We start from the raw sequence: 14080 nt of genomic DNA on the forward strand, positions 1-14080 counted from the left end.
TGTCCTAGTGTCGGCGCGGCTACCACGCACACCCCTGCGAGTCCTGTGTCATGTCGGACTCAGTTAACAAAACGGACTTCGAACATCTGCGGCCAATACTTGCCGGTGAGCAGGAATCGATCGGTACCGGGAATCTGCGCGATGCCGTTGAGAACGTCGACGGTGTTGGTCGATCCGTCCGTGACGAGTTCTTCGCGGAGCTGCGACGCGTCGTACACGTTCGTGACACTGCCGCCCGACGGGTCGATTCTGACGACGGTGTCCGTGGTCCAGACATTGGCGTAGACGGAGCCGTCTTCGGCGCATTCCAGTTCGTTCAGTTTGCCCACGGACTCCGAAGACCTGGTGACGTCGATCGTGGAGATCGCCGCGAAGGTTTCGGGATCGCGGAAGGTCAACGTGGCCGAACCGTCGCTCGAGACCAGCCGATCCCCGAGCGAACAGATTCCCCATCCCTCGGTGTCGAGTGGAAACCGCCCTCGTTCGATCAAGGTGTCCTTGTCACGAGCGATGGCAACGCCGTCTTTCCAGGTGAGTTGCCACAGCGTGTCTCCGGCGATCGTGATGCCTTCACCGAACAACGGCGGGTCGAGATCGGCACGTGCAACTTCCGGTCCCGAAGCGGGGGACTGCTCGTCCGCGATCTCACTCGCGCGGACCCAGGACTGCCCGACGCGCCCGGTACTTTCGTAGAGACGATTTCCGTCGATTTCGAGGCCTTGCGTGAACGCGTCGGGGTCGTGCGCGGACACTCGAACGATCTCGACGGAGCCGGTTTCGGTCGTGAGGTTGTCGGGAGGGCTGGGGGAATCGGAGCACCCCGCCAGCGCCGACGCGATCACGGAGACCGCTGCGAAACTGCGCACGGAATTGGCGTGTGACCTACTCATCTGCCCAGCATGGCAGCCCAGTGCGTTGCGGACTTGCGGTGGTGCGGCAAACTGGAGGAGTGAGTGTTGCTACTTCTCCAGAGCGTGCAGTGCCGCGCCCAGTACTGGCCGATGCGGTCGAGCTTGCCCGAACGGCAGTCGTCGACCTGCATGAAGGCGGTGTGGGGGCATACCTCGGCGTGACGTCGGAGGACGAATTTGCCGCCACCCATCGATTTGCAGCAGACATTCCGGGATACCGCGGTTGGCAGTGGGCGGTTGTCGTCGCTGCCGGACCGGAGGACACCCACGCCACGGTCAGTGAGTTGGCGCTGCTGCCAGGTCCCGACGCGTTGGTTGCGCCGGAATGGCTGCCATGGGATCAGCGGATTCGTCCCGGCGATCTCTCCGTCGGTGACCTGTTGGCTCCGCCGGCCGAAGATCCTCGCCTCGTTCCCGGCTACGTCGCCACCGGTGACCCGGAAGTCGACGAGGTAGCTCTCGAAATCGGGCTCGGCCGCAAACAGGTCATGAGCCTCGAGGGCCGACTCGATGCCGCGCAGCGTTGGTTCGACGGTGACTTCGGCCCGGAGTCGGAAATGGCGAAGGCCGCGCCGTCGACGTGTGGGCTGTGTGGGTTCTTCCTTCCGCTCGCTGGTTCGCTGCACGCAGCGTTCGGCGTGTGCGGCAACGAGCTCTCCGCAGACGGTCGGGTGGTCAGCGTGTCCTACGGTTGTGGCGCGCACTCGGACACCAGCTTGCCGCTCGGTGCGGGTTCGCCGCAGTTCGACGCATTCGACGACGGAGCAGTCGAGCTGATCGCGGTGCCTGCTCGCCCGTCGAGCGTTGTTGCAGTTGAGGATTCGGTATCCACCGAGTAGAAGATCCGTTCGGCACGGACGCACTCAGGGCGGCGACGCTGCGCGCGTGGTCGGAATCTCCGACGCGATTGCGTGAAGACGCGGCTGCTGAATCCGATCTCGCGAAGGCCGGGTACCGCGACCGTCTGCTCACCGAGTTGGCGCAGAACGCTGCCGATGCGGCTGCACGTGAGGGCATTGCAGGCTCTTTGTGGGTGGACCTGGACGGTCAGACGCTGACCGTGGCGAACACGGGCCGTCCGCTGGACGAATCCGGCGTGCACGCGCTCACTGCGCTGCGAGCGTCGAACAAGGTCGACGCCGACGAAGGCGTCACGGGTCGGTTCGGCGTCGGATTCTCGGCAGTTCTCTCGGTCAGTGACGAGGTGGAACTGCGCTCGTCGACGGGATCGATTCGGTTCTCAGCCTCGCAAACCCTGCGCGAGATCGAGTCTCACCAACTTCCCGTGCCGGAAACCGGTGTCCCCGTACTCCGTTTGGTGTGGCCCTCGGTCGAATTGCCCGGCGACGGTGCCGATTCGGAAGTGGTGCTGACACTGCGGCCGGATGTCGATGCCGCTGCGCTGCTCGCGCAGATGACGCGCGAGGCCGTCGACTTGTTGCTCGAGCTCCCGGCCCTCGGATCTATTCGTCTGGGCGAGAAGATGTTTCAGCGTTCGGAACGAGTGCTGGAATCCGGTCTCGTGGAGATAACGATCGGTGATCGCACGTGGTGGCAGTACTCGGCGCCGAACGCACGATGGTTGGTGCCGGTCCGCGACGGGGTCGTCGAGCCGGTGTCCGACGACGTCCTGCGTGCCCCGACGCGATCCGACGAGGAACTGTCGATCCCCGCGATCATCATTGCCGACATAGCGATGCAGCCCGATCGGCGACGCATCATGCCCGCTGCACCGATCGCTCCGCTCGCCGAAGGATACGCGAAGTTCCTTGCCGCACTGCCGCCCCGGCAGCGCACGGCGCTCGTTCCGATTCCAGCCTTCGCTCGAAGTGAAACGGATTCGCTTCTGCGCGAAGCGCTTCTGAAGGAGTTGCAGGAGAACGAGTGGCTTCCGGTGGTCGGTGAACCCGACCGGGCGCCGCAGCGAGCGTCCGTGGTTCCCGGGCTCAGCGACGAACTCGCCGATTTGCTCACCGACATCATCGGCGGACTGGTTGTCCCCGAACTCTCCGGCCCCAAGCACGAGCGAGCACTTGCGGCGGTGTCGACGCACCGCATCGGGCTCGCGCGCATCGCGGAACTGCTCAGCGGCCTCGAACGTGAACCGAGTTGGTGGAATCGGCTCTATTCGGCTCTCGAGCCCTTGGTGATCGACACCCTTGCGGTGGAAGAGCTTGGAACGCTGCCCGTTCCGCTCTCCGACGGACGGATCGTGACCGGTCCGCGGACCGTCGTCGTCGGTGTCGAACTGGGCGAAGACGCACCGTCGGTGCAGTGGACGAGGTTGGTTCATCCCGTTGCGGCTCACCCGTTGCTGTCTCGATTGGGAGCGCAGACCGCGAGTGCCACCGACCTGCTGTCCGACCCGGCGCTACGAGCATTGATCGAAGATGCTGCGGATCAGGATGATTCGGTAGTGACGGATTTGGCGCAGGTGGTGCTCGGCTTGGCTGCCCACGTGGCGCCAGGGGCACTACCGTCGTGGATCGGTGAAGTGCTGCTTCCTGATTCGGAGGGCGAATTGCGTTCCGCCGACCAGCTTCTGCTTCCGGGGGCTCCCCTCGCGGGTGTCCTGGTCGAGGATTCTCCCTTCGGCATCGTCGACGCTGATTTCGTGCAGCAGGTGGGGGAGCAGGCACTTCGGGTAGTCGGTGTCGGGTGGGGCTTCACGGTGGTCCGTGAGGAATTGCCGTCCGGCCCGGACCACGATCTCGACGCCGAAGACGCATGGTGGGACACCCTCGACGAGGATCCCGAATACATCGAAGCCGTGCGCGACCTCGATCTCGTGGACGAAGACCGCTGGGCTCAAGCGTTGTCGTTGCTGGTCGAATCGCCGGCAACGCGGGCGCTGCTCGTCGATCGCCGCGGATACACGGCGTGGTGGTTGCGATCGAATGCCGAACTGGGCGGGGAGGTTCTGGGACTGCTGCGCGCTCCGGGCGATCGCACTTTCGAGGGATTGCTCGATGCTGCCGAACACCCTGACGCCGGATTCTTTTCCGGACTGCTGGCATCGGATACCGTCGACGATCCGGAACTGGCTCAGCTGCTGCTCGATCGGCTTGCCGACCCACTACGGATGCCGGCCTCCGCCGTCGTCGCGCGGGCGCACAGACTACTGGGTGAGGCAGCGCAGCGACGGGTTCTCGACCTCGAGGAACTGCGCCTGCCACCGTTCGTGCGCGGCCTTTCCGGCGATCTGGTCGATCCCGGCGACGCCCTTGTTCTCGACCGGCCGTGGCTCGGAGCAGCACTACCTGCGCAACGAGTGGTGCTCGGCAGCTTCGAGACGGCCGACGCACTGGCAGATCTCCTCGACGTCGCGACGGCGTCTGCATCCGTTCACGGTCGAGTGAGCAGCACCGGCGTCGTCACGACTTGGGCGAACGAACCTCAGGCAGTTCTCGGCTTCGCAGCCCTCGGCCGTGAGGTTCCCGTCGGCGAGGTAGTGATCCATCACGAATTGTCGGTGGAACTGACAGGAGCAGTGGAGGCGACGGTGACCGTGCCTTGGTGGGTGGACTCGGACGGCGTTCATCACGTGATGCGCACGTGGACTCTGCCGCAAGGAATGTGAGGCCAGATGTCTTTTGATCAGTGGGTGCTCGACAGCGCGGTGAGTCAGCGGACGGCGTGGCTCGTGGACGTGGTCGACGTCATCACCGACAGCGGCGGAACACTCGCGTCGTGGCTGATCGCGACGCTGCTGACGATCGTGCTTCTGGTCCGAGGACTGCGCACCGAAGCTCTGTTGATCGCCGGGTCGATGTTGACCGGCCTGCTCGTGATGAGCGGATTGAAGCGCATCTTCACCCGGACCCGCCCACCCGTTCCGGAGCGTTTGATCGAAATCGACTCGTATTCGTTCCCGTCGGGCCACGCGATGATGAGCGCGATCCTCGCGACTTCGGTTGCCGCCGTGATTCTTCGGCTTGCCTTGCCGAGGCTCGCGAAGTTGGCAATGCTCGCGAGCCTCGGCCTGTACACGATCGCCGTCGGATTCTCCCGCGTCTACCTGGCTGCCCACTGGATGACCGACGTTCTGGCAGGTTGGGCGTTCGGGATGATGTGGGCCGGAGTGTGGATCTGGGGAACTGTGCAGATCAAGGCGCGCCGGACGCCGGTTACTTCGTAAGTTCGGCGAGTAGTTGGCTCGTGGCCCAAGGCAAGCTCAGCGCTGAGCTTGCGGTCAGGGCAGCGCCGACCTGCGGGGCCTGATCGTCGTTGACGTAGACGACGCGGTTGTTCTTGACCACGTCGAGTTGCTGGAAGCCGAGATTGCTCCGGACCGCCTGGGCAGCATCGGGATTGCCGATGACCACGAGACGGTCCACATCGAGGAGATCGAGTCGTTCGGTGGAGATCGGAGCGTAGAACTCGCCGTTCATCAACGCCTCGACCGCGGGAGCAGGTTTGAATCCGAGGCTGCCGAGGATCCGTCCGCGGGCATCCTCGGAGGAGAAGGCGTAGAACTCCGGAGTCGTGTCGACGCTGATGATCACCGCGGTCTGATCCGCGAATTCGGGGTGAGCGCTTCTCGCGTCGGCGAACTGCTTGTCGATGTCGGCGACCAACTTCTCACCGTCGGCTTCGCGTCCCACTGCCTTTGCCGCGGTCTTCGTCGTGATCTGCCACGGGGTTGCGTAGTCGCCGTAGGCCGGATCCTTCGCGACGGTGGGGGCGATCGCGGAAAGTGTGCTGTACAGGTCTTTGTCGATGCTCGAGTAGAGCCCGAGGATCAGGTCCGGCTCGAGCGCGGCGATCTTTTCGACGCTGATCGTGGTTTCGGGATTGCTGCCGACGACGGTCGGTTCGGTTCCGCCCCAAGGTCCGGTCACCCACGGCCACGTGCGGTTGACGTCCGGCTCGCCCGGGTACTGATCGACCATGCCGACGGGCTTGATGCCCAAGGCCAACAGAGCTTGCTCGTCGTTGTAGCCGACGGTGACGATCCGCTGTGGTTCGGAATCGATCGTGGTGCTGCCGAAGGCGTGATCGATCGTGACGGGGAAGGCGCCGCCTCCGGAAGTCGACGAACTATTTGTCGTGTCGTCGTCGCCCGATCCGCAGGAGACGAGTGCTGTGCCGACCAGTGCGACCAGGGCAACGGACGTCAGTCTCGTCCGATGTCCTCGACTTTTCCTGAGGTCGCGGCTTTTCCGACGATTTCGGATGGAGATCTTCACGGTGACGTGTTTCCTTTCAGCGGCGGCAAGCCGGGATCCGCACTACAGTGCAGGGTAGGCTTACCATACTGAATGGTTAATTCGACCCGCTCAGTCGACCAGACCGGCGCCCTGTTGCGCGCCCTTGTCGCCGCGCACAGCTGCGCGCCGTTGAATCGAGAACAGAGCGAAGCCGAGGAAGCCGACTCCGATACCCGCGTAACAAATCGGGAGTGCATCCGACCAACGGTCGCCGCTCACCGCGACCACGATCGTGGCGATCACCCACAACGCGGTGCCGATGATCAGTGCCGGCGCGGGTGCGGACAATTTGCCGATCAGGCCAGTTGTGTTGCGAGTCTCCGTCACAAAATTAACGCTACCCGTACCCCGGTGGCCTACTCTCCCTAGTGCGACCGGCTTCATGTGCGCCGGCACACGGCGACCTACAGCGATGGGGAAAGAACAAACATGGCGGCACCCGGCAAGATCCTCGACACCTATTTCAAGATCAGCGAACGAGGGTCGACGATCTCGACCGAGATTCGCGGCGGTGTCGTCACCTTCGTGGCGATGGCCTACATCGTGGTCCTCAACCCCCTCATCCTCGGCAGTTTCTCGGCCGAAGACGCTGCGGCGAAGACCGACGTTCTCGGCAACATCCTTCCGGTCAACCAGGTGGCTGCAGTCACCGCTCTGGTGGCCGGCCTGATGAGCATCGTCTTCGGTGTCGTCGCCAACTATCCGTTTGCCATCGCCGCGGGTCTCGGCATCAACAGCCTCCTCGCAGTCACCATCGCACCTCAGGTCACCTGGCCCGAGGCGATGGGTCTGGTGGTCATCGACGGTGTGATCATCGTTCTGTTGGCGCTCACCGGCTTCCGAACGGCGGTGTTCAACGCGATCCCCGCAGCGCTGAAGTCCGCGATCGCAGCCGGTATCGGCATGTTCATCGCCTTCATCGGACTCGTCGACGCCGGATTCGTCCGCCGCATCCCCGACGCCGCCGGTACGACGGTCCCCGTCGGACTCGGAATCAACGGCTCCATCGCTTCGTGGCCGACCGTAGTGTTCATCTTCGGTGTGCTGCTCATGGGTGTTCTGGTCGTGCGCAAGGTTCGTGGTGGACTGCTGATCGGCATCGTCGTCACGACGATCCTCGCCGCCGTCATCGAAGCCGTTGCCGACGTCGGACCCTCGCTCGGCACCAACCCCAAGGGCTGGAACCTCAGCATCCCCGCCATCCCGGACATGCTCGGCGGTATGCCTGACCTGAGCTTGGTCGGCGACGTCAGCATCTTCGGAGCGTTCACCCGCATCGGTGTTCTGGCCGCCAGCCTGCTGGTCTTCACCCTCGTGCTCGCGAATTTCTTCGACGCCATGGGCACGATGACAGGTCTCGGTAAGGAAGCCGGCCTGACCGACAAGGACGGAAACCTCCCCAACGTCGGTCGCGCGTTGGTCGTCGAAGGTGCGGGTGCGATCGTCGGCGGTGGCGCTTCGGCGTCGTCGAACACCGTGTTCGTGGAATCCGCGTCGGGTATCGCCGAAGGCGCCCGCACGGGCCTGGCAAACGTGGTCACGGGTCTGCTCTTCCTGGTCGCGATGTTCCTGACGCCGCTGTACTCCGTCGTGCCGATCGAGGCAGCTGCGCCTGCCCTCGTCGTCGTCGGTGCATTGATGATCGGACAGGTCCGAGACATCGATTTCACGAAGTTCTCGGTGGCACTCCCGGCGTTCCTGACCATGATCGTCATGCCGTTCACCTACTCGATCGCCAATGGCATCGGCGTCGGCTTCATTTCGTGGGTGGTCCTGCACGCTGCCAGCGGTGGTATCAAGAAAATCCACCCGTTGCTGTGGATCGTGGCGGCACTTTTTGTGGCCTACTTCACTGTCGGACCCATTACCGACGCCCTTACGTGAAATCGGGGTTGACCGGTATTCGATTACGTGAGCTACCGGCCAGCTCTTGACGTATTGTCTGACGCGTGACCACCGAAACTCGTGCGCTGGCCAGCGATCTTTCCCTGGCTGTAGTGCGTCTCACCAGGCATCTGCGCGGCCGCAGAGTCGACGCTCAGGTATCGCTGACGCAACTGTCCGCTTTGGCGAGCCTGGATCAGTACGGCCCGATGACTCCTGGCGTACTCGCAGCACGTGAGAAAGTGCAGCCGCCGTCGATGACGCGGGTTGTTGCTTCTCTCGCCGAGCTCGGTTTGGTCGAGCGTTCGCCGCATCCCACGGACGGTCGTCAGATCATCGTCAACCTCTCCGACGCCGGGCAGGCGTTGCTCGCGGACGAGACCCACGCGCGTGAAGCGTGGATGAACGAGCAGTTGGCGGGGTTGGGTGGCGAAGAACTCGCGACGCTGCGCGGGGCTGTCGAGATCATCACGGAGATGGTCAACAAGACGGAGTAGCTCCGCCATGCCATAGGTCGTTGCCCAAACGAATTACTGGAGGGGCAAGATGGTGTGGTGCCCCGAGACCCCGATTCCGGCATGTTTGCCGCGCTCCACAACCGTAACTACCGCCTTTGGGCTTCCGGACAGATCGTTTCTCTGGTCGGCACGTGGATGCAACGTATCGCCCAGGACTGGCTGGTACTGACGCTCTCGGACGGCAACGCGTTGGCGGTGGGCATCGTCATGGCCTTGCAGTTCGGCCCGACGCTGTTCCTCTCGGTATGGGGCGGTGTGCTGGCCGATCGGTACGACAAGCGTCGGATCCTGATCTTCACGCAGTGGGCGAGTGCGGCCTGTGCGCTGGTACTGGGTGTGTTGGACGTCGGCGGACTGGTCGCGTTATGGCACGTCTTCCTGATTGCCTTTGCGCTCGGTTGTGTCTCGGCGCTCGACGCACCGGTGCGTCAGTCGTTCACTATCGAAATGGTGGGCAAGGAGCACCTGTCCAACGCCATCGCGCTCAACTCCATGACGTTCAACACGGCCCGCATCGTCGGCCCGGCCATCTCGGGTGTTCTGATCAACCTGATCGGTACCGGGTGGGTGTTCCTGCTCAACGTCGCGACGTTCGGAGGGGTGCTCATCGCGCTCTACCTCATGAACAAGAAGGAGTTGATCCCGTCCGAACCCGCTCCGCGTACCAAGGGCCAGGTGCGCGACGGGTTCCGATATGTGTGGGGCCGCAAGGACCTTCGGGTGATCATGGTGTCCGTCTTCATGGTCTCGACGTTCGGTCTGAACTTCGCGATCAGCCTTGCGGTGATGGCGCGTAACACGTTCGGTCTCGAGGCCGACGGCTACGGACTCCTGTCCACGACGCTCGCCGTGGGAACCCTTGCGGGCGCTGCGTATGCCGCGAGACGGAAGGAAGCACCGCGACTGCGTACGTTCCTCGGTGCCGCCGTGGCTTTCGGTGTGTTCGAGGTCGCGGTCGGGTTGATGCCCACCTACGCGTTGGTGGCACTGATGCTGATTCCCACGGGCGCACTGACATTGACGTTCACGACGTCTGCGATGAACATCCTGCAGATGTCGGTACCCTCCGAGATGCGCGGGCGGGTGATGGGCATCTACATGCTCAGTTTCCTCGGTGGCACACCGCTGGGAAGCCCGTTGCTGGGCTGGCTCGCCGACTCCGTGGATCCTCGCGCGCCCCTGATCGTGGGCGGAGTGATCTCGCTGGTCTCGGGCACTGCCGCCGGGGTGTACCTGCTGCGTAGCGAAGGACTGAGGCTTCGGCTCGCGAGGCCGGAAGACGGTGGCAGGCTGCCGGTGTTCGTCCTGCGTCCGGTGATCGTGTGCGATGCGACCGAACAGGCAGTCGAGGCTAGCCGCGCGCCATGACCTTCTCTCGCTTGGGAAATACCGTGTAGCTCAACGCGATTGCTCCCCAGATTCCCAGCACCACAGTGAGCTTGCTGATCCATCCGTCGAGGGCTCCCGTACGGGCGGGGTCGTCGACGAGGTAGATGGCGGCGGCGAGAAGCCCGCACGCGACGGCCCAGGCGATCGCGGCTTTGCCGAACTCGCGCCATTCGCGCAGGGCCCGCGCACTCCCGTACTTGGGCGGTGCCACGGGCGCTGGGCCGCCGGCGAATCGGTAGGCGAACCTGGTGTCGGCCCAGGAGATGAGGCTGTGTCCGAACGCGACGGAAAAGCCGATGTAGGCCGCGGCAAGGCCGTGGGTGAAGTTCGCCTCGCCACCGCCGCGAAGATCGAGGGCCGTGGCGACGAGCAGGACCACGTCGACCAGGGGAGCGCAGATGAGCAGCGCGGCGCCCAGCGTCTTGCGGCGCAGGAGATAGCGGGCGGCGAGACCGACGGCGATGAACACCCAGAACATGATTTCGCACGCGATGATCAGGTGGACGATCATGAAATCAGCTCATTTCTAGTACGACTGTATTAGTGGAGGAAAACTAGCACAGTTGTGTTAGGTTTGTGAAGTGGTGAAACGAATCAGTCCCGACGAGCGACGAGAAGAGATCGCCGAGGCTGTCTGGCGTGTGATTCGACGCGACGGTGTCGCGAGCGCCAGCGTCCGAGCCGTCGCGGACGAGGCGAAGATGTCGACGGGCTCGCTGCGTCACTTCTTCACCACGCAGTCCGAACTCTTGCTGTTCGCGATGACGCTCGTGACCGTTCGGGTGGAGAAGAGGATTGCCGGCATCGACTTCGATCCCGACATCCGCCGCGCGATCCGCCAGTTCACCGATCAGTTCGTGCCCCTCGACGAAGATCGGCGTGAAGAAATGCAGGTCTGGGAGGCCTTTGCTGCTGCCGCCCAGACCGATCCGGCGTTGACGGCGGTGCGTGACGAGACAGACCGGACCTTGTTCGAGCACTTTCGTTCGTTCGTGGAAGCGGCGCATCGAGCGGGTTTTCTACGGCCGGGTGCCTCGGTCGACATCGAGGCGATGAGATTGCATGCGCTCGCCGACGGGCTCGCGTCGCACGGCGTCGACAATCCCGAGCGAACCAATCCGGAGGTGATCAGCGAGGTGCTCGACGCGCATTTTGTCACGCTGTTGCGCTAGGTCGGGAGTAGTGGTGGGGGCTCGCGGTGCGTACGGCACGATAGACCCGTGGTTCACGTCATCGACATCTCAGATCCCGCCGACTCCCGGCTGGATGACTTTCGCGATCTCAACTCCTCGGATCGACGCCCCGACCTGCCGGAGGGCAAGGGGTTGGTGATCGCCGAGGGAGTGTTCGTCACTCAGCGGCTGCTGACCTCGCGGTTCGAGCCGATCAGTCTCCTCGGCGTCGAACGACGGCTCGTGGAGTTGGCTGACGATCTCGACGGTGTGGACGTGCCGTTCTACCGTACGAGCGCCGAAGTGATGGCCGAGGTCGTCGGATTCCACCTGAACCGTGGCGTCCTCGCTGCAGCATCACGTCCGGCACCGCTCGCGGTCTCGGACGTGTTGAGGGATGCGAAGACGGTAGCGATCCTCGAAGGTGTCAACGATCACGAGAACCTCGGCTCGATGTTCCGTAACGCTGCGGGGCTCGGCGTCGACGCCGTTCTGTTCGGGAAGGGTTGTGCCGACCCGTTGTACCGGCGCTCGGTCCGCGTGTCGATGGGGCACGTGCTGCGAGTGCCCTTCGCGCACGTGGCGAAATGGCCGTACGACTTGGAAGAGCTGCGTGGCAACGGTTTTCAGCTCATCTCCTTGACCCCGAACCCGGAGGCGGTCACTTTGGCCGAAGCGATGACCGGGGAGAAGGTGGCGCTACTGCTGGGCGCCGAGGGGCCAGGACTGACCGAACATGCGATGCGCGCCACCGACATTCGCGCCAAGATACCGATGGCACCAGGCACCGATTCGCTCAACGTCGCGACCGCAGCGGCGATGGCCTTCTACGAACGTGTCAGGACCGGCCGGTGACTCAGGACCGCACACCCTGGTTCACCGGAATCGCGGTGTCGGTATTCGCCGCGATGCTCTCGACCAGTGCCGTCGCGGCGTTCTGCGTCGCACTGGGCAACGTGAACGTGCTCCTGGCGATTGTCGTCAATCTCATTGCGGTAGGCGGACTTGCGCCGACCGTGTGGCGCTGGCGAGCGATTCCTGTCTGGCGATGGGTGGTCTTCGGCGCAGTTGTCGGCGTTCCGCTCGGGTGGATCGCAGCGATAGCCGCATGAACCTGTGAAGGCGTACCGCGCTACTTGAATCCGAAGTAGCGGGCGAGGCGGCTGCGCGGCTTGGCTGCCGGCGCTTCGCGGATCGGCGGCATGTTCTCGGGCACGGGCACCTCGGTCGGCGCCTGCTCGGGTACCGGCACGGGAGCTGGTGGCGCAGGTTTAGGCGCCTCGCCGGGACGGTGAATCTTGAAGCCCCACAGGAGAATCTGCGTCGTATCGAGTTCGTGTTCTCGCGGAGCGCCGGTGTATCGGAATCCCAGCCACTCGAGATTGGCGGACTCCGCGAACTGTTGCGGGTGGAACGGCAATGACTGCGGATCGGGCAGGATCCCGGGCGGATAGCGCAGAGGATGATCGCCGGCCCAGAATTCCCGTTCCCAGGTCTGCGGGATCCCCACATTTTCGACGATGTCTATTGGGATGGCACTGAACGAGCGTCGTAGCTCGCCGTCCTCCCACAGTGCAAACGAGCCCTGCGCGGTTTCGGGGACGGAGCTGATCAGCAGCGTCGACCCACCCTCGGCCGAAAGGTGCCAGGACTCAGGCAGTTTCGAGGGGACGAAGGTGCTGAGTTCGGCGCTGCATACGACGCTCACCCGGTTGTACGCGCCGATGAAGACGTAGCCGGGGCTCACCGTCGCGGCCATCGACAGCGGCTGGGGCCCGAGGGATTCGAACTCCTTGTCCGGATACAACGACATGGCGATTTTCAGCGCCTCTGTCTGATCCGGCTGCGGGTACTTGCTCAATTCGGTGCGAGCGTCTGCGCCGCCCAGAAACCAGATTGTCGATACCCGTGCAGCCACCGGCAGCCCTCTCTCCTCAGCCTCGCTCGAAAGAAGAATACTTTCCTTCGGGTCAGCGACCGCTGCTGCGGACCCCGAGAAGAACGTCATCCCACGAGGGCAGAGCAGGCCTTCCGCGCTTGTCCTTTGTCTGCGTCTGTTGCGGCGCGGTTTTCGGCGTCACATCCGGCGCAGGTTCGGGAACCTCTTCGGCGACGACGGTTTCCGGTTCGGCAATCGGCTCGGGCGCCACGATCCGTTCGGGAACCACAGTCCGTTCGGGAACCACCGTCGGCTCGATTTCCGCCACCGGTTCGACGTCGAATCGGGACAGTTCGAGCTGTTCCGGCTCGTTCGAGGCCACCGGTACCAGCCCGCGGAGAGGGCGACCGAAGTCAGGATCGATCAAGTCGAATGCTGCGTCGTCGAGCGCAACGATCGTTCCGCCGTGTGCATCGGGCTGGTAACGCCAGTGCGCGGCGTTGGTGGTGCGGCCGGCCTGCCACTGCAACTGCGCAACCCACTGATTGTCCTCGTCGCGCCAGGCATCCCAGGTGGCCTCGTCGATGCTGTGGCCACGAGCACGGAATGCGTGAGTCACGATTTCGGAGAGTGTGGGAACCGTCGGACCGTTGTCGCGAACCGGGTGACCGCCCTGCGCCATTTCTGCGGCGCGAGAGCGCTCGAGCAGAACGGGATACGCAAAGCGCTCGACCTTGCTGATGGGAATCTTCGCTTCTTCGGCGACCTGTTCTACGGAAGCACCGGAACGGATGCGGGCCTGGATTTCGCGGGGACGGAGTTGGCTTTCCATTTCGATCTCAATCTGGCCGAGTCGAGCCACGTCTCCGCGGGAAGCTGCACGAAGTTTGTCATCGGCGGGAAGCCGGAATTTCTGGCCGGTTTCAGCATCTGCGCACACCACATGCGATCCATCGGGTTCAAGTCCGATCACTCGAAGCTCTCGCACATTGACCTCCTTATCGCGCCGGCTCGCGACTTTGCGCCGCGCTCAACTGTAATTCATTCGTGACCATGGGCTCGGCAGGACACGCAGGGCGAGATGGCCTCTGATTCACCTACCGGTGTGGTAGCTCAC

General features: G+C 63.8%; 15 protein-coding genes. 9 read left to right on the forward strand and 6 right to left on the reverse strand.

The window, feature by feature from the left end; all coding sequences use genetic code 11:
• Window positions 1-59: 59 nt before the first annotated feature.
• Window positions 60-890, reverse strand: a complete 831-nt coding sequence (locus ACFWAD_RS09770) for a glutaminyl-peptide cyclotransferase (protein ID WP_378543209.1) — start codon at window positions 888-890, stop codon at window positions 60-62.
• Window positions 891-928: 38 nt separating this feature from the next.
• Here ACFWAD_RS09770 and ACFWAD_RS09775 point away from each other — a divergent pair, with 38 nt between their 5' ends.
• The 3 genes from ACFWAD_RS09775 (at window position 929) to ACFWAD_RS09785 (ending at window position 5049) form a co-directional block, all read left to right on the forward strand.
• Window positions 929-1750, forward strand: coding sequence for a DUF3027 domain-containing protein (locus ACFWAD_RS09775; RefSeq protein WP_230814746.1), 822 nt, complete (start codon window positions 929-931; stop codon window positions 1748-1750).
• Between the two features lie 68 nt (window positions 1751-1818).
• A complete protein-coding gene (locus tag ACFWAD_RS09780; protein WP_378543211.1) occupies window positions 1819-4491 on the forward strand; it encodes a sacsin N-terminal ATP-binding-like domain-containing protein in 2673 nt (890 codons plus the stop codon).
• A gap of 6 nt (window positions 4492-4497) precedes the next feature.
• The gene (locus tag ACFWAD_RS09785; protein ID WP_378543213.1) at window positions 4498-5049 is read left to right on the forward strand and encodes a phosphatase PAP2 family protein; all 552 of its coding nucleotides are present in this window, start codon (window positions 4498-4500) and stop codon (window positions 5047-5049) included.
• Here ACFWAD_RS09785 and ACFWAD_RS09790 read toward each other — a convergent pair.
• Both ACFWAD_RS09790 and ACFWAD_RS09795 read right to left on the reverse strand, forming a co-directional pair.
• Window positions 5039-6100, reverse strand: coding sequence for an iron-siderophore ABC transporter substrate-binding protein (locus tag ACFWAD_RS09790; protein WP_378543215.1), 1062 nt, complete (start codon window positions 6098-6100; stop codon window positions 5039-5041). The genes ACFWAD_RS09785 and ACFWAD_RS09790 overlap by 11 nt on opposite strands.
• 90 nt (window positions 6101-6190) lie before the next feature.
• Window positions 6191-6448, reverse strand: coding sequence for a DUF2530 domain-containing protein (locus ACFWAD_RS09795; RefSeq protein ID WP_007733492.1), 258 nt, complete (start codon window positions 6446-6448; stop codon window positions 6191-6193).
• Window positions 6449-6550: 102 nt separating this feature from the next.
• On the opposite strand from ACFWAD_RS09795, the gene ACFWAD_RS09800 reads away from it, so the two are divergent.
• The 3 genes from ACFWAD_RS09800 (at window position 6551) to ACFWAD_RS09810 (ending at window position 9891) form a co-directional block, all read left to right on the forward strand.
• Window positions 6551-8005 carry an NCS2 family permease gene (locus ACFWAD_RS09800; protein ID WP_378446242.1) on the forward strand — a complete coding sequence of 485 codons (1455 nt, stop codon included), beginning with the start codon at window positions 6551-6553 and terminating at the stop codon, window positions 8003-8005.
• Window positions 8006-8070: 65 nt separating this feature from the next.
• Window positions 8071-8502, forward strand: a complete 432-nt coding sequence (locus ACFWAD_RS09805; protein WP_003939901.1) for a MarR family winged helix-turn-helix transcriptional regulator — start codon at window positions 8071-8073, stop codon at window positions 8500-8502.
• Window positions 8503-8583: 81 nt separating this feature from the next.
• The gene (locus ACFWAD_RS09810) at window positions 8584-9891 is read left to right on the forward strand and encodes an MFS transporter (RefSeq protein WP_378543838.1); all 1308 of its coding nucleotides are present in this window, start codon (window positions 8584-8586) and stop codon (window positions 9889-9891) included.
• Here the strand turns inward: ACFWAD_RS09810 and ACFWAD_RS09815 are convergent.
• Entirely contained in the window at window positions 9875-10423 is a 549-nt protein-coding gene (locus ACFWAD_RS09815; protein WP_378543217.1) for a hypothetical protein, read from the reverse strand. The two genes, ACFWAD_RS09810 and ACFWAD_RS09815, sit on opposite strands and share 17 nt — an antisense overlap.
• Before the next feature lie 73 nt (window positions 10424-10496).
• Here ACFWAD_RS09815 and ACFWAD_RS09820 point away from each other — a divergent pair, with 73 nt between their 5' ends.
• The 3 genes from ACFWAD_RS09820 to ACFWAD_RS09830 are packed head-to-tail and all read left to right on the forward strand — an operon-like array spanning window position 10497 to window position 12196.
• Window positions 10497-11084, forward strand: a complete 588-nt coding sequence (locus tag ACFWAD_RS09820) for a TetR/AcrR family transcriptional regulator (protein WP_378543219.1) — start codon at window positions 10497-10499, stop codon at window positions 11082-11084.
• Between the two features lie 48 nt (window positions 11085-11132).
• Window positions 11133-11939 (forward strand): TrmH family RNA methyltransferase, encoded by an 807-nt coding sequence (locus tag ACFWAD_RS09825; protein WP_378532289.1) that lies wholly within the window; start codon window positions 11133-11135, stop codon window positions 11937-11939.
• A complete protein-coding gene (locus ACFWAD_RS09830; protein ID WP_378532292.1) occupies window positions 11936-12196 on the forward strand; it encodes a DUF2537 domain-containing protein in 261 nt (86 codons plus the stop codon). The genes ACFWAD_RS09825 and ACFWAD_RS09830 overlap by 4 nt, the downstream gene beginning before the upstream one ends.
• A gap of 20 nt (window positions 12197-12216) precedes the next feature.
• Here the strand turns inward: ACFWAD_RS09830 and ACFWAD_RS09835 are convergent, their stop codons facing one another.
• Both ACFWAD_RS09835 and sepH read right to left on the reverse strand, forming a co-directional pair.
• Window positions 12217-13002 (reverse strand): DUF6928 family protein, encoded by a 786-nt coding sequence (locus ACFWAD_RS09835; RefSeq protein WP_378543221.1) that lies wholly within the window; start codon window positions 13000-13002, stop codon window positions 12217-12219.
• Between the two features lie 52 nt (window positions 13003-13054).
• A complete protein-coding gene (sepH, locus tag ACFWAD_RS09840) occupies window positions 13055-13951 on the reverse strand; it encodes a septation protein SepH (RefSeq protein ID WP_378543223.1) in 897 nt (298 codons plus the stop codon).
• Window positions 13952-14080: the final 129 nt, after the last annotated feature.

This window comes from Rhodococcus sp. NPDC059969 (assembly GCF_042738325.1).
Lineage (GTDB): Bacteria > Actinomycetota > Actinomycetes > Mycobacteriales > Mycobacteriaceae > Rhodococcus_F.